This is a genomic window from Kitasatospora sp. NPDC034035 (assembly GCF_055575755.1).
In genome coordinates, this window is the sequence record NZ_JBVISA010000003.1 from 173,411 (window position 1) to 187,979 (window position 14,569).

At 71.2% G+C, this 14,569-nt stretch carries 14 protein-coding genes and 1 tRNA gene; 13 read left to right on the plus strand and 2 right to left on the minus strand.

Features of this window, described 5'->3' with window-relative positions:
* Positions 1-62 precede the first annotated feature (62 nt).
* Both ACZ52J_RS05675 and ACZ52J_RS05680 read left to right on the plus strand, forming a co-directional pair.
* The gene (locus tag ACZ52J_RS05675) at positions 63-1,517 is read left to right on the plus strand and encodes an MFS transporter (protein WP_465616116.1); all 1,455 of its coding nucleotides are present in this window, start codon (positions 63-65) and stop codon (positions 1,515-1,517) included.
* A gap of 74 nt (positions 1,518-1,591) precedes the next feature.
* On the plus strand, positions 1,592-2,635 hold the full coding sequence (locus ACZ52J_RS05680) for a UDP-N-acetylmuramate dehydrogenase (protein WP_465616118.1): 1,044 nt from the start codon (positions 1,592-1,594) through the stop codon (positions 2,633-2,635).
* Here ACZ52J_RS05680 and ACZ52J_RS05685 read toward each other — a convergent pair.
* A complete protein-coding gene (locus ACZ52J_RS05685; RefSeq protein WP_465616120.1) occupies positions 2,632-3,723 on the minus strand; it encodes an adenosine deaminase in 1,092 nt (363 codons plus the stop codon). The genes ACZ52J_RS05680 and ACZ52J_RS05685 overlap by 4 nt on opposite strands.
* Before the next feature lie 109 nt (positions 3,724-3,832).
* Positions 3,833-5,080, minus strand: coding sequence for a pyridoxal phosphate-dependent aminotransferase (locus ACZ52J_RS05690; RefSeq protein ID WP_465616122.1), 1,248 nt, complete (start codon positions 5,078-5,080; stop codon positions 3,833-3,835).
* Positions 5,081-5,365: 285 nt separating this feature from the next.
* Here ACZ52J_RS05690 and ACZ52J_RS05695 point away from each other — a divergent pair.
* From ACZ52J_RS05695 to rplL, 11 genes are all read left to right on the plus strand, one after another.
* Positions 5,366-5,438, plus strand: a tRNA-Trp gene (locus ACZ52J_RS05695).
* Between the two features lie 149 nt (positions 5,439-5,587).
* On the plus strand, positions 5,588-5,947 hold the full coding sequence (secE, locus tag ACZ52J_RS05700; RefSeq protein ID WP_360494892.1) for a preprotein translocase subunit SecE: 360 nt from the start codon (positions 5,588-5,590) through the stop codon (positions 5,945-5,947).
* Between the two features lie 209 nt (positions 5,948-6,156).
* A complete protein-coding gene (gene nusG, locus ACZ52J_RS05705; RefSeq protein ID WP_465616124.1) occupies positions 6,157-7,080 on the plus strand; it encodes a transcription termination/antitermination protein NusG in 924 nt (307 codons plus the stop codon).
* 165 nt (positions 7,081-7,245) lie between these two features.
* On the plus strand, positions 7,246-7,680 hold the full coding sequence (rplK, locus tag ACZ52J_RS05710) for a 50S ribosomal protein L11 (protein ID WP_360494898.1): 435 nt from the start codon (positions 7,246-7,248) through the stop codon (positions 7,678-7,680).
* A 76-nt stretch (positions 7,681-7,756) separates the two neighbouring features.
* Positions 7,757-8,479, plus strand: a complete 723-nt coding sequence (gene rplA, locus ACZ52J_RS05715; RefSeq protein WP_360494901.1) for a 50S ribosomal protein L1 — start codon at positions 7,757-7,759, stop codon at positions 8,477-8,479.
* Positions 8,480-8,716: 237 nt separating this feature from the next.
* Complete coding sequence (locus ACZ52J_RS05720) at positions 8,717-9,499, plus strand: hypothetical protein (protein WP_465616127.1); 783 nt, start codon at positions 8,717-8,719, stop codon at positions 9,497-9,499.
* A gap of 124 nt (positions 9,500-9,623) precedes the next feature.
* A complete protein-coding gene (locus tag ACZ52J_RS05725; protein ID WP_465616129.1) occupies positions 9,624-10,463 on the plus strand; it encodes an SCO4651 family lipoprotein in 840 nt (279 codons plus the stop codon).
* 100 nt (positions 10,464-10,563) lie between these two features.
* Positions 10,564-11,511: an SCO4651 family lipoprotein gene (locus tag ACZ52J_RS05730; RefSeq protein ID WP_465616131.1), complete on the plus strand. Its 948-nt coding sequence runs from the start codon at positions 10,564-10,566 to the stop codon at positions 11,509-11,511.
* A gap of 185 nt (positions 11,512-11,696) precedes the next feature.
* Positions 11,697-12,575, plus strand: coding sequence for an SCO4651 family lipoprotein (locus tag ACZ52J_RS05735; RefSeq protein WP_465616133.1), 879 nt, complete (start codon positions 11,697-11,699; stop codon positions 12,573-12,575).
* A gap of 345 nt (positions 12,576-12,920) precedes the next feature.
* The gene (gene rplJ, locus ACZ52J_RS05740) at positions 12,921-13,484 is read left to right on the plus strand and encodes a 50S ribosomal protein L10 (protein WP_045693068.1); all 564 of its coding nucleotides are present in this window, start codon (positions 12,921-12,923) and stop codon (positions 13,482-13,484) included.
* 88 nt (positions 13,485-13,572) lie between these two features.
* Positions 13,573-13,956 (plus strand): 50S ribosomal protein L7/L12, encoded by a 384-nt coding sequence (gene rplL / locus ACZ52J_RS05745; RefSeq protein ID WP_360494915.1) that lies wholly within the window; start codon positions 13,573-13,575, stop codon positions 13,954-13,956.
* Positions 13,957-14,569 lie beyond the last annotated feature (613 nt).

Here is a 14,569-nt window from a genome sequence, read left to right on the forward strand (position 1 = left end):
GGGGCATGAAAGTTATTGATCAATAACTACCTAGGGAAACCTAGAGAAACCTGGGGGAAGTCATGACGGAGAAACCGGCCCTCGGCAGGACCGCGATCTGGACCCTGGTGATCGTCAGCGCGGCCAGCTTCATGGCCGCCCTGGACAACCTGGTGGTCACCACCGCACTGCCGTCGATCCGCGAGGAACTCGGCGGCGGGCTGTCCGACCTCGAATGGACGGTCAGCGCCTACACCCTGAGCTTCGCCGTGCTGCTGATGTTCGGCGCCGCCCTCGGCGACCGCTTCGGCCGCCGCAGGATGTTCCTGATCGGCCTGGCGATCTTCACCGCCGGCTCCGCCGGGGCCGCGCTCTCCCCGGAGATCGGCGAGCTGATCGCCGCCCGGGCGGTCCAGGGCGTCGGCGCCGCGGTGATGATGCCGCTCACCCTCACCCTGCTCACCGCCGCCGTGCCCGAGGCCAAGCGGGGGCTGGCCTTCGGCATCTGGTCGGGCGTCAGCGGCCTCGCCGTCGCCGCCGGACCGCTGATCGGCGGCTCGCTGACCGAGCACTTCTCCTGGCAGTGGATCTTCTGGGTGAACGTCCCGGTCGGACTCGTCCTGCTGCCGCTGGCCTTCCTCCGGCTCGGCGAGAGCCGGGGCGCGGACCGGGCCCTGGACGTGCCCGGCACCGTGCTGGTCAGCCTCGGGATGTTCGGAGTGGTGCTCGGCCTGATCCGCGGCAACCCGGACGGCTGGACCAGCCCGCTGGTCCTCGGCTCCCTGATCGGCGGCGCCGTGCTGCTCGCCGCCTTCGTCTGGTACGAGCAGCGCGTGGCCGCCCACCCGATGCTGCCGATGCGGCTCTTCCGCAGCCGCGCCTTCTCCGCCGTCAACGCCGCCAGCCTGCTGATGTACCTCGGGATGTTCGGCTCGATCTTCCTGATCAGCCAGTACCTCCAGGGGGTCGGCCACTACAGCCCGCAGGAGGCCGGCATCCGGATGCTGCCGTGGACCGCGATGCCGTTGCTGATCTCGCCGATCGCGGGCATCGTCTCCGACCGGATCGGCGGCCGGCCGATCGTGGCCGCCGGGCTGGCGCTCCAGGCCGCCGGCCTGGGGCTGTTCGCCCTGGTCGTCGACGGGAGCACCGGGTACGACTACCTCACGCAGGTCCCCGCCATCGTGATCTGCGGGATCGGCATGTCCCTCTACTTCGGCCCGACCGCCCAACTGGTGATGGCCGGCGTCCGGCCGCAGGAGCAGGGGATCGCCTCCGGCGCCAACAACGCGCTGCGCGAGGTCGGCGGGGCGCTCGGGGTCGCCGTGCTCTCGGCCGTGTTCTCGGCGCAGGGCGGCTACCAGTCGGCGCAGGCCTTCGCGGACGGGCTGGTGCCCGCGCTCTACGTCGGCGCGGCGGCCGTCGCGGCCGGAGCACTCGCCGCGGTGCTCATCCCGCGCCGGCGCAAGTCCGCAGCCCCGGCTGCGGCTGCCACCGGGCAGCCGGTGGCGGACCGGGCCGAGGCCGCCCGCGCCTGAGCCGGTGCGGCGGAAGGGCGGCCGGAGGTGAGCGGGCGATTAACTGCCCGCTTTCCCCCCGTACGCTGGTGGGCGTGCTGGTAGAAAACGACGCCCCCCTCGCCCCGCTGACCACGCTCCGGCTCGGCGGCCCGGCCCGCCGCCTGGTGACGGCCCACACCGACGACGAGGTGATCGCCGCCGTCCGCGAGGCCGACGCGGCGGGCGAGCCGCTGCTGGTCCTCGGTGGCGGCTCCAACCTGGTGATCGGCGACGCCGGCTTCTCCGGCACCGTGCTGCGGATCGCCACCACCGGCTTCGTCCTGGACGGCGCCGTGCTGGAGCTGGCCGCCGGCGAGGTGTGGTCGGAGGCGGTCGCCCGGGCGGTGTGCGAGCACGGCCTGGCCGGCATCGAGTTCCTGGCCGGCATCCCCGGCTCGGCCGGCGCCACCCCGGTGCAGAACGTCGGCGCGTACGGCCAGGAGGTCGCCCAGACGATCACCGAGGTGGTCGCGTACGACCGCGCCACCGGCGAGGCGGTCACGCTTTCGAACGCCGAGTGCGCGTTCTCCTACCGGCACAGCCGGTTCAAGGCCGAGCCGGACCGCTACGTGGTGCTGCGGGTCCGGTTCGCCCTGGCGGACCACGCCGGGCTCTCCAGCCCGGTCAAGTACGCCGAGGTGGCCAAGCACTTCGGCGTCGGGCAGGACGAGCGGGTGCCGCTGGCCGAGGCGTTCGAGGCGGTGCTGAAGCTGCGGGCCGGCAAGGGCATGGTGCTGGACCCGGCGGACCACGACACCTGGTCGGCGGGCTCCTTCTTCACCAACCCGGTGCTCACGGCCGCGCAGTACGAGTCCTTCCGCACCCGCCCGGGCGCCGAGAACGCCCCCGCCTACCCGGCCCCGGAGGGCTGCACCAAGACCTCTGCGGCCTGGCTGATCGACAAGGCGGGCTTCGGCAAGGGCTACGGCAGCGGCCCGGCGACCCTCTCCACCAAGCACACCCTGGCGCTCACCAACCGCGGCTCGGCCACCGCCGAGGACCTGCTGGCCCTGGCCCGGGAGATCCGGGACGGGGTCCGCGAGGCCTTCGGGGTGGAGCTGGTGAACGAGCCGGTGATGGTGGGCGTCGCGCTCTAGGCGGTCGAGGTCGAGGTCGAGGTCGCGGCGGCGGTGGCGGGCGCGTCCGCGGGGGCGTGCCCGTTCGCCAGCCAGGCGTCGATGTCCGCCAGCAGCTCCTTGCGGACGGCCTCCGGGGCGACCGAGCCGCGCACCGACTGCCGTGCCAGCTCGGCGAGTTCGGCGTCGCCGAAGCCCAGGACGTCCCGGGCCAGGTCGTACTGGTCGGCCAGCCGGCTGCCGAACAGCAGCGGGTCGTCCGCGCCCAGCGCCAGCGGCACCCCGGCGTCGAAGAGCTTGCGCAGCGGGACCTCCTCGGGGCTCTCGTAGACGCCGAGCGAGACGTTGGAGGACGGGCACACCTCGCAGGTGATCTGCCGGGCCGCCAGCCGCTCCATCAGCCGGGGGTCCTCGGCGGCCCGCACGCCGTGGCCGATCCGGCCGGCGTCCAGGTCGTCCAGGCAGTCCCGGACGGACTCCGGGCCGGCCAGCTCGCCGCCGTGCGGGGCGGCCAGCAGGCCGCCGTTGCGGGCGATCGCGAAGGCCCGGTCGAAGTCCCGGGCGAAGCCGCGGCGCTCGTCGTTGGAGAGGCCGAAGCCGACCACCCCGTGGTCGGCGTAGCGGACGGCCAGCCGGGCCAGCGTCCGGGCGTCCATCGGGGACTTCATCCGGTTGGCCGCGACCAGCACCCGGATGCCCACCCCGGTGGCCCGGGCGGCGTTCTCCACCGCGTCCAGGATCAGCTCCAGCGCGGGGATCAGTCCGCCCAGCCGGGGCGCGTACGAGGTCGGGTCGACCTGGATCTCCAGCCAGCGGGAGCCGTCCTGCCGCTCGTCCTGCGCGGTCTCCAGGACCAGCCGGCGGATGTCCGCCTCGTCCCGCAGCACCGAGCGGGCGGTGTCGTAGAGGCGCTGGAAGCGGAACCAGCCGCGCTCGTCGGTGGCCCGCAGTTTCGGCGGCTCACCGGAGCTGAGCGCCTCCGGCAGCCGGACGCCGTGCTTGTCGGCCAGCTCCAGCAGCGTGGCGGGGCGCATCGAGCCGGTGAAGTGCAGGTGCAGGTGGGCCTTCGGGAGGCCCCTGACGTCTCGCGGGTTCAACAGGCGTTCCATTCACCGATACTGCCGTATGGGACCCCCAAACGGGAACCGCCCTCTTTCCCTCCCCCGAAGGGGTGAAAGAGGGCGGTGTACCGGGTGAATCCCGAATGTCGGGCCGACGTCAGTCGCGGGCCTCGCCGAGCAGCTTCTGGATCCGGCTGACACCCTCGGCCAGGTCGGCGTCGCCGAGCGCGTAGGAGAGCCGCAGGTAGCCGGGGGTGCCGAAGGCCTCGCCGGGGACGACCGCGACCTCGGCCTCGTCCAGGATCAGGGTCGCCAGCTCGCCGGAGGTCTGCGGGCGCGTGCCGCGGATCTCCTTGCCCAGCAGGCCCTTCACCGACGGGTAGACGTAGAAGGCGCCCTCGGGCTCGGGGCAGTAGACGCCCTCGATCTCGTTGAGCATCCGCACGATCGTCTTGCGGCGGCGGTCGAAGGCGGTGCGCATCTCGGCGACGGCGTCCAGGTCGCCGGCGACGGCGGCCAGGGCGGCGCGCTGCGCGACGTTGGAGACGTTCGAGGTGGCGTGCGACTGCAGGTTGGTCGCGGCCTTGATGACGTCCTTGGGGCCAATCACCCAGCCCACCCGCCAGCCGGTCATCGCGTAGGTCTTGGCGACACCGTTGACGACGACGCACTTGTCGGCCAGCTCGGGCAGCAGGGCCGGCAGCGAGGTGAAGGTGGCGTCGCCGTACACCAGGTGCTCGTAGATCTCGTCGGTGAGCACCCACAGGCCGTGCTCCAGCGCCCAGCGGCCGATCGCCTCGGCCTCGGCCTCGGTGTACACCGCGCCGGTCGGGTTGGACGGCGAGACGAACAGCACCACCTTGGTGTTCTCGGTGCGGGCGGCCTCCAGCTGCTCGACCGAGACCTTGTAGCCGGTGGTCTCGTCGGACACGACCTCCACCGGGACACCGCCGGCCAGCTGGACCGACTCGGGGTAGGTGGTCCAGTACGGGGCCGGGATGATGACCTCGTCGCCCGGGTCCAGGATCGCCGCGAAGGCCTCGTAGATCGCCTGCTTGCCGCCGTTGGTGACCAGTACCTGGGAGGCGTCCACCTCGTAGCCGGAGTCGCGCAGCGTCTTGGCGGCGATCGCGGCCTTCAGCTCGGGCAGGCCACCCGCCGGCGTGTACCGGTGGTTCTTCGGGTCGCGGCAGGCCTCGACGGCCGCCTCGACGATGTAGTCCGGCGTCGGGAAGTCGGGCTCGCCGGCACCGAAGCCGATGACCGGGCGGCCGGCGGCCTTGAGGGCCTTGGCCTTGGCGTCCACGGCGAGGGTCGCGGACTCGGCGATCGCGCCGATCCGGGCGGAGACCCGGCGGTCGGCGGGGCGAATGGACTGGTCGGGCTGCGGGGTGGAAGCGCTCATGCCTGCATCGTCGCAGAACCGGGACGGACCGGGCATCGAGGTTCCAGTATCCGTACGGCTCCGTCCGCATCGCGGCGCCCGACGATCCGTCGGCGGGCGCCCCGTCGGACCGGACATCCGCCGGGCGATCGGTCCTCCCGGAAGAAGAGGTTCGACCAAACACCCCTCGACCACGTACACTCGCTCCTCGACGGCCCGCCGAAAAAGACCGGAGCTTTCACCGTCTGTGCAGACAGCGGGGAGAGATGCGGTAGGTTGGTCGCCACCGGAGCCGCGAGGCACCGTAGGGCAATAGCTCAATTGGTAGAGCACCGGTCTCCAAAACCGGCGGTTGGGGGTTCGAGTCCCTCTTGCCCTGCTGCTTGATCCGTTGTCAGCCCGTTCGCTCCACAGAGCGAGCGGGCTTGATGCGGAGATGGCACCGATCAGCACCGCTAAGCCGGCCGGTCGCGCTCCATCGGGTGCGCGGCGACGGATTCGGCAGGACCCGGATTCAGGTGAGGACGAGTGACGGAGACCACGGGCTCCACCGCAACGCCTGAGAGCGGCAACCCCGAGGGTGCCGACGGCGCTGCCGAGACCACGCCTGCCGAGGGCGAGGAGAAGGCGCTCTCGCGCCGCGACCGCAAGCGGGCCAACCGCTCCGGCGACAAGAAGTCCGGCAAGCGGGCCAAGAAGGGCCTGTTCGCCCGTATGGGGCTGTTCTACCGCCAGATCATCGCCGAACTGCGCAAGGTCGTCTGGCCCACCCGGAGCGAGCTCACCAACTACACCACCGTCGTGGTCGTGTTCGTCGTGGTCGTGATGGCCTTCGTGGCCGGCCTGGACTACGGCTTCTCCAAGATGAGCCTCTGGATCTTCGGCTGACGCGGCCGACCACCTTCGAAACAGCTTTCCGACCCGGGCCGACCTTCGGCCCGGGTCGAGCTGTCTGCGGCGGACGTACGCGCCATTACCGTTGACTCGGTACTGTTGAAGTCTCCGAGACCTCTCCAGGCGCCCGCGCGAGCGGCAGCGTGCCGGGTCGGGTTTCGGAGCGCGCCACCTTCACCATCTCCAGGAAAGAAGCAGCCACCGTGTCTGAGTCCCCCCTGTACGACGCCGACGAGACCGTCCGCGAGGCGGATGTCGCCGCCGAGCTGGACGCGGCCGAGCTGGCTGACGACGCAGAGTCCGCCGAGCAGATCGTGGACGCCGCGGACAGCGACGAGGACGAGGTCGAGGCGTACGACGAGGCCGAGGCCGGTGAGCCCGCCGAGGAGGCCGCGCTGCACGTGGAGGGCGACGTCGAGGCCGCCGCCGACGAGGCCGAGGCCGGCGAGGCTGAGGCTGACGAGGTCGAGGCCGACGAGGCCGCCGCCGAGGAGGCCGAGGAGGCCGAGGAGGCCGAGGAGGTCGACCCGGTCGCCAAGTTCCGCGAGGACCTGCGCTTCATGCCGGGCGAGTGGTACGTGATCCACACCTACGCGGGCTACGAGAACCGGGTGAAGCAGAACCTGGAGCAGCGCGCCGTCTCGCTGAACGTCGAGGAGTACATCTTCCAGGCCGAGGTGCCGCAGGAGGAGGTCGTCCAGATCAAGAACGGCGACCGCAAGACCATCCGCCAGAACAAGCTCCCCGGCTACGTCCTGGTGCGCATGGACCTCACCCCGGAGTCCTGGGGCGTCGTGCGCAACACCCCGGGTGTCACCGGCTTCGTCGGCAACGCCTACGACCCGTACCCGCTGACCCTGGACGAGGTCGTCAAGATGCTCGCCCCGGACGTCGAGCGCCAGGCGGCCAAGGAGGCCGGCAAGCCCTCGCCGATCAAGCCGAGCGAGATCCAGGTGCTGGACTTCGAGGTCGGCGACTCGGTCACCGTCACCGACGGTCCGTTCGCGACCCTGCAGGCGACCATCAACGAGATCAACCCCGACTCGAAGAAGGTCAAGGGCCTGGTCGAGATCTTCGGCCGGGAGACCCCGGTCGAGCTCTCCTTCGACCAGATCCAGAAGAACTAGTCATACGGTCTTCGGATCCGGGGTGGGGCCGAGCGCCCTGCCCCGGATCCGTTTTGGTCCAGCGGCGCGAACGCGTTAGCCTGGTTCGATGTGTGTGCTCCCGGCCGGGTGTCGCCCCGGTTCCGCACGCACCAGCAATCACCTCTCGGAAGGACCCGGAGAGACATGCCTCCCAAGAAGAAGAAGGTCACGGGGCTTATCAAGCTCCAGATCAACGCCGGTGCGGCCAACCCGGCGCCGCCGGTCGGCCCCGCGCTGGGCCAGCACGGCGTCAACATCATGGAGTTCTGCAAGGCCTACAACGCTGCGACCGAGTCGCAGCGCGGCATGATCGTGCCGGTGGAGATCACGGTCTACGAGGACCGTTCCTTCACCTTCATCACGAAGACGCCGCCGGCCGCGCGCCTCATCCTGAAGGCCGCGGGTGTCGAGAAGGGCTCCAGCGAGCCGCACAAGACCAAGGTCGCGAAGCTCACCAGCGCCCAGGTCCGCGACATCGCCACCACCAAGATGCCCGACCTGAACGCCAACGACCTGGACGCCGCGGAGAAGATCATCGCCGGCACCGCCCGGTCGATGGGCATCACCGTCGAGGGCTGAAACCCTTCTCGTCCCTTGTGGTAGGGCCCGCGCAGGCCCGTGACACCACAACTCCCATCACCATTCAGGAGCAGCTATGAAGCGCAGCAAGGCCCTGAAGGCCGCGGACGCCCAGGTCGACCGCGAGCGCCTTTACGCCCCCCTCGAGGCCGTCCGCCTCGCCAAGGCGACCAGCACCACCAAGTTCGACGGCACCGTCGAGGTCGCCATGCGTCTGGGCGTCGACCCGCGCAAGGCCGACCAGATGGTCCGCAGCACCGTGATCCTCCCGCACGGCACCGGTAAGACCGCTCGGGTCCTGGTCTTCGCGACCGGCGAGCGTGCCGAGGCCGCGCGTGCTGCGGGTGCCGACATCGTCGGTTCCGACGAGCTCATCGACGAGGTCGCCAAGGGCCGCCTCGACTTCGACGCCGTCGTCGCCACCCCGGACCTCATGGGCAAGGTCGGCCGCCTCGGCCGCGTGCTCGGTCCCCGTGGTCTGATGCCGAACCCGAAGACCGGCACCGTGACCCCGGACGTGGCCAAGGCCGTGAACGAGATCAAGGGCGGCAAGATCGAGTTCCGCGTCGACAAGCACTCGAACCTGCACTTCATCATCGGTAAGGCCTCCTTCACCGACGAGCAGCTGGTCGAGAACTACGCCGCCGCGCTGGACGAGGTGCTCCGCGCCAAGCCGTCCGCCGCCAAGGGCCGCTACATCAAGAAGACCGCGTTCTCGACCACCATGGGCCCCGGCATCCAGGTGGACCCGAACCGCACCCGCAACCTCCTCACCGAGGAGGACCCGGCCGCGGTCTGAGCCCCAGTGCTCTAGAGCAGTCCGTACGGCGGGCCCGTACCCCCTTCACCGGGGGTGCGGGCCCGCCGTCGTTTCCGGGGCCGTCGTCGTTTCCGGGGCCGTGGTCCTTCGGGGAGCCGGGGCCGCGATCGGAACGGTTGCGGGATCGGGACCGGCTCGGATGGGAACGGATGCCCGAGACGTCGTACGCTCTGCCGGTCAGATCATGTGGAGAGCCTGTGACCGACGGAGTGTCCCGTGCCGACAGCCCCCCGCTCCGCCGCCCTGGTGGCGGCTCTCCTGCTGCTCGGCGCCTGCACCGGCTGCAGCCTGCTGGCCACCCCGGACACCCGGAGGCCCGGCACCCCCGCGGCCGTGCCGCCCAAGCAGGTGGTGCTCTCGGCCGCGCAGGCACTGGACGACGCCGGCGGCGCCCGGATCGAGGTGGTACGGGAGGGCCCGGCCGGCCGGCGCACCGCGAGCGGCACCCTGGTCTGGGGCCCCCGGGACGAGGCCGAGCTGACCGTCACCGACGAGGCGGGCACCGGGCAGCTGGCGCTGCGCAACGGTGCGGTCGACCTCGCGTACCAGGGCGGTGCGGCCAAGCACGCCGACCGGGCCGGCGCCGAGTCGCTGGACCCGACGGCCGGCCCTGATCCGGACGGCTACGCGGGAGGCTGGACGACCGCGCTGATCACCGGACCGGGCAGCCGCGCGTACGCGATCGCCCAGCACGTCGCACTCGGCTCGCTCGGTGGCGAGCAACTGGACGGGATGGCCGTCGCGCACTACCAGGGCTCCGTGTCGGTGGACGAATTCTTCGGCAAGGACGAGGAGTTGAGCCCGCAGCGGCGGACCGCGACGGTCGACTGGTGCCGGCAGCAGGGGGTGACGGCGATCGGTTTCGACGTCTGGGTCGGACCCGGCGAGCGGCTGCTGAGGCTGCGTGAGACGGTGCGGGGCAGTGCCGGAACCACCGTGACCACCACGGATGTCCCCTCCTCCGGAACGGAAGACGCGACGCCTACCGCGGGCGGCTGACGGGAGGGGGACATCCGGTGCGTGGCGGCTCGGGCCATCCGTTAGAGTCCGCCTGGGAAAAGTCCTGAGAAGACCTGAATATCAGCTCTTCCATGGATCGAATCGGACCTCACGGGGGTACTCCATGCGCGCTGTGCGCCTCGCCTCGGCCGTCGCGACGACGGCCGTCCTGCTCGGTGCGGTCACCGCCTGCAGCAGTGGCAGCAAGGGCGGCAACGACGCCAAGAGCGGTGACGCCAAGGGCGGCGACCCGATCGCGGCGGCGCTGACCGGAGACCCGAAGGCGGCGCTGGCCGCCTCCGCACTGGTCATGCAGAAGGCCGGCAACGGCAAGGTCACCATGATCGCCCCGGACGACGCCAAGGGCGGCGGCTCCGGTGACGCCGACTGGAAGGACCCGGCCAAGGCCGCCGCGGACCTGACCGGCGACATGGGGGGCAAGAAGCTCAGTTTCCGGGTGATCGGGGCGGACGCCTACCTCGGCGGCGGCGACGCGGCCGCGGCCCTGGGCGGCAAGCACTGGGTCAAGCTGCCCGCCGGCAACGAGGCCGGTGACGGCTTCGTGGCGGCGGGCCAGATGCTGAACCCGGTCGTCGTGCTCACCGTCGCGGCCCAGGGCGGCAAGCTGTCCAAGGTCGGCCAGGAGAGCCTGGGCGGCGTCCAGACCACCCACCTGCGGGCGGTCGAGGACACCTCCGTCCTGGTGGCCGGGATGTCGGCGCTCCCCGAGGGCCAGCGCAAGGCCGTCCAGAAGACGCTGGAGGAGGACGGCAAGACCCTCACCTTCGACTTCTGGCTCAACGGCAAGCAGGAGCTCGTCCAGTACCAGGAGTACGGCGACACGAACGGCCAGAAGCAGGCCGTCACCGTCAAGTACTCGGACCTCGGCAAGGCCTCCGCGATCACGGCGCCCGCCGCCGCCGACCTCGGCGACGCGACCGACCTGCTCAAGCTGCTCGGCTGATCCGGCCGGGCCGGTGAACCGGAGCCCGTGGGGCTCCACCCGCACGACCGGCTACCGCCCCGGGCGCACCTCGCGCCCGGGGGTTCTCAAGGGGGGAACCATGGCTGGAACCCGCAAGACCGCCGTCGCCGTCGTCCTTGCCGCTGTGGCACTGACCGCGACCGCTTGCAACGACAGCAACGGCGACGGCAGGAACGCCGCCCCGGCCGCCCCGGCCGCGCCGACCACGGCCGGCGCGCAGGCTGGCGCGCCGTCGTCCGCAGCCTCGTCGGAGGCCGCCTCGAAGCCGACCAAGGTGACGCCGGCGGTCTACCTGGAGCAGGTCACCCAGAAGACCGGCGCGGCCAAGTCGGCGAAGATCGACGAGGTGATCACGGTGGGCGCGGTCACCATCAAGGGCAAGGGCGCGGTCGGCTGGTCCGACGGCCTCGAAGCCGACCTGACGATGGACCTGTCGGGCTCGCCGATGGCCAAGGTCCTGGAGCCGGTGACCGGAGGGCCCAGCGTGCGGTACCTGTACACCAAGGACGCGATGTACATGCGCCTGGGCGGACAGATGGTCCAGAGCGGTGGGGGCCCGCACTGGGTGCGCTTCGACAAGGCCGACATGGCCAAGGCGACCGGCGGCTCGACCGACCAGCTCCAGAACGCGGACCCGGTGCAGGGCGTCCGGACGCTGATCGCCAGTGGCAAGGTCGCGGAGGTCGGTCCGGAAACGGTGAACGGCAAGGCCACCACCCACTACTCGGGCACGCTCAGCGTCGCCGACATGGCCAAGGCGAGCGGTCAGGGAGTGACCGCGGACCAGCTCGACCAGATCAAGCAGAAGCTGACCGGGGCCGGCATCACCAGCGACCAGGTCGACGTCTGGGTCGATGCCGACCAGCTCGTGGTCAAGCGGACCGAGCGGTCCGAGACCAAGGCCGGCCCGCTGAACGTCTCCGTGACGTACTCGGACTACGGGACCCCGGTCATCGCGTCCGAGCCGGCCGACTTCATCGACTTCGGCGACCTGGACCAGTACATGAAGGACGACGCCACCAGCTGACCCGGGCGGACGGGGAGCCGACGCCGTCGGCTCCCCGTTCCGCGTCCCGACTCGGCCGACCCGGTGGATCCGCCCGGGCCGCGCGGCCCGACGAGGGGGCCGCCACCGACCGAGCCGGTGGCGGGTGGCATGGTGGCCGGAGGAGGGCCGCCGTCGGACGGGGGCCGGGCGAGGAGGGAACGGACGTGGCGGGACGGCAGCGGTTGGCGGCGGTGGTCGTCGTCGCCCTGCTGGCGAGCGGGCTGAGCGGATGCGGCGGGGGAGACGACGCGCGCGCGACGCCGTCCGGCAGCCCGAGCACGACCAGCGCCTCGCCGGCCGGCGCCTCCTCGACCGGGCCGGCCAAGCCGACCGACCGCTCGCCGCACGGGGTGCTGCTCTCCGCCCAGCTGGCCATGCAGACCGCCCGCCGGGCCAAGGTCAGCTACCGGCTCAGTGCGGACGCCGGATCCGGCCCGCTGTTCTGGCAGCCCAAGACGGCACTGCAGGTCAAACGCTCCACCCCGGGCGACGCCGAGCAGCTGATCGTCGTGGACACCGTCGCCTACCAGGGCGGCGACGCCGCCACCGCGGCCCGGCACGGCGGCAGGCACTGGGAGCGCTTCACCGTCCCGCCGGACCCGGACGGCCACAAGGAGATCCCCTACGCCGGGCTGATCGACCTGCTGAACCCGGTCGAGGCGCTGGCCGCGGCCACCGCCGACGGGACGGACGCCGCCTTCGTCGGCGAGGAGAAGTACGAGGACTCGACCGTCGAGCACTACCGGGTCACCACCACCGCCGAGAAGTACGCGGCCGCCCAGACCCAGCTGACCCAGGCCCGCCGGGACGGCCTGCGGGCCGCGCTCGCGCCCGGCGGCTCGCTCTCGCTCACCCTGGACCTCTGGCTCAACGACAAGGACCAGCTGGTCCGGATCCAGCGCACCGGAAACGGGGACAGCGGCCGGGCGGACGACTCGGTGCTCTACACCGACCTCGCCGGGGCCCTGCTCTCGGCGCAGGCGCCCGCCGAGACGGACACCGTGGACACCGGCGTCCGGACGGTCTCCCCACTGGCCCGCTGAGCCCCGGGACGGGCGGGGTCCGGGCGATTTGCCCCGGACGGCGCGGTGCCGTTACTGTTACCGAAGCCAAAGACCGCTGGTTGTCGCCGCGCCCCGTCAGGGAGCCGGTGGCCGAAGGATCTGCGATTCGTCGCAGGCAGCCCGCGCAGGTGTGTCTGGAGCTTCGACTTCCGGGTACCGCGCTCGCGTGGACGCCCGTCGAGGTCGTCACGAGCCCCGTGCGCCTGCGCACCGGGGCTCCTTGCATTTCGCAGGAGCTTTCCTTCCGTCCGGTCGGTCCGCGGCGACCTAGGTCGACTTTCGCGGTCGGCCCGACTTCGACATCACGGAAGGAGGCGTAAGCCTATGGCCAGGCCCGACAAGGCTGCTGCCGTTGCCGAGATCACGGACAAGTTCCGTGGCTCCTCCGCGGCGCTGCTGACCGAGTACCGCGGTCTCTCGGTGAAGCAGGTCAAGACCCTGCGTCGCTCGCTCGGCGACAACGCCGAGTACGCCGTGGTGAAGAACACGCTGACCAAGATCGCGGCCAATGAGGTCGGGATCACGGAGCTCGACGACCTGTTCAACGGTCCGACGGCTGTTGCCTTCGTCACCGGTGACCCGGTGGAGTCGGCGAAGGCTCTGCGTGACTTCGCCAAGGAGAACCCCGCTCTCATCATCAAGGGCGGTGTCCTTGACGGTAAGGCGCTGTCCGCCGATGAGATCAAGAAGCTCGCGGACCTCGAGTCCCGCGAGGTGCTGCTCGCCAAGCTGGCGGGTGCCCTGAAGGCCAAGCAGTCCCAGGCTGCCGCGCTCTTCCAGGCCCTGCCGTCGAAGCTCGTCCGCACCGTGGACGCGCTGCGCGACAAGGTCGAGCAGGGCGGTGCCGGTACGCCGGCTCCCGCCGCCGAGGACGCTGCCGCCGAGTAGTTCGGCAGGCTCACGCCTCGCTGCGGGCCCGTGCCCGCCAAACCCGTACATACGGCACCACCTGCCGATTTAGTGGAAGGACGCCATCATGGCGAAGCTGACCCAGGACGAGCTGCTCGCGCAGTTCGAGGAGCTCACCCTCATCGAGCTCGCTGCCTTCGTGAAGGCCTTCGAGGAGAAGTTCGACGTCACCGCTGCCGCTCCGGTCGCCGTTGCCGCCGCCGGCGTTGCCGGCCCGGCCGCCGAGGCCGCTGAGGAGCAGGACGAGTTCGACGTCATCCTCGACGGTGCCGGCGACAAGAAGATCCAGGTCATCAAGGAGGTGCGCACCCTGACCTCCCTCGGCCTGAAGGAGGCCAAGGACCTCGTTGACACCGCTGGTGCCAAGGTCCTGGAGAAGGTTGCCAAGGACGTTGCCGAGAAGGCCAAGGCCGCCCTCGAGGGTGCCGGCGCCAAGGTCACCGTCAAGTGATCATGCGCCCCCTCTGAGGGGGCGTACGGCCGGGCCGATCACCCTTGCGGGTGGTCGGCCCGGCTTTTTGCGTTCCCGGGGTACCGGGCGGTGCCCGGCCCCGTTTTCCCGTCCGGGCCGGCGCGGCCCACCGGTGTGGCCCACCGCTCACTCGGCACCGTCGGTGGCGAGCGGTAAGGTGATCACCGTCGTCAGGGGCGGCCCCCACCACGGCGTCTGTAACGCGGGAGGGGTCCGGACCGATGGACGGGGCGAGGTCCGCCCCGTCGGCGGGCCCTTGACGAACCCTGGCGCGGCGCGCGATTCTCAAGGCGCGAGTCCGCCCGGTTGGTTCGCTGCTGGATGCATAACCAGTGGCTCCGGCGGGAAATGACTCCACGTGAGTTAGAGCAGTACCCGGCAGGCGTTCGCGTCCGCCGGCTACCGGGAGGAGTCTCCGATTCGGTCTCCGAATCAGAGCTGGACAGCAGTGTGGCCTTTGGCTACACTGTCCCTTTGCGCTGCCTGTTAGCTGCTCCGTGACTCGTCGCCCGGAGTTTGCGTTGCCCTGAAGGGGTCTGGCATCGCCTCCGCAAAGCGGCTCTGACCTGGGGTTTCGACCCCGGCGGAGGCC

Bases quoted from the DNA above. Each gene is read 5' to 3' on its own strand.
- rplL (WP_360494915.1), top strand. From the start codon at position 13,573: ATGGCGAAGCTGACCCAGGACGAGCTGCTCGCGCAGTTCGAGGAGCTC.
- ACZ52J_RS05685 (WP_465616120.1), bottom strand. From the start codon at position 3,723: ATGGAACGCCTGTTGAACCCGCGAGACGTCAGGGGCCTCCCGAAGGCC.
- rplA (WP_360494901.1), top strand. From the start codon at position 7,757: ATGAAGCGCAGCAAGGCCCTGAAGGCCGCGGACGCCCAGGTCGACCGC.
- ACZ52J_RS05690 (WP_465616122.1), bottom strand. From the start codon at position 5,080: ATGAGCGCTTCCACCCCGCAGCCCGACCAGTCCATTCGCCCCGCCGAC.
- ACZ52J_RS05730 (WP_465616131.1), top strand. From the start codon at position 10,564: ATGGCTGGAACCCGCAAGACCGCCGTCGCCGTCGTCCTTGCCGCTGTG.
- ACZ52J_RS05675 (WP_465616116.1), top strand. From the start codon at position 63: ATGACGGAGAAACCGGCCCTCGGCAGGACCGCGATCTGGACCCTGGTG.
- rplK (WP_360494898.1), top strand. From the start codon at position 7,246: ATGCCTCCCAAGAAGAAGAAGGTCACGGGGCTTATCAAGCTCCAGATC.
- rplJ (WP_045693068.1), top strand. From the start codon at position 12,921: ATGGCCAGGCCCGACAAGGCTGCTGCCGTTGCCGAGATCACGGACAAG.
- ACZ52J_RS05725 (WP_465616129.1), top strand. From the start codon at position 9,624: ATGCGCGCTGTGCGCCTCGCCTCGGCCGTCGCGACGACGGCCGTCCTG.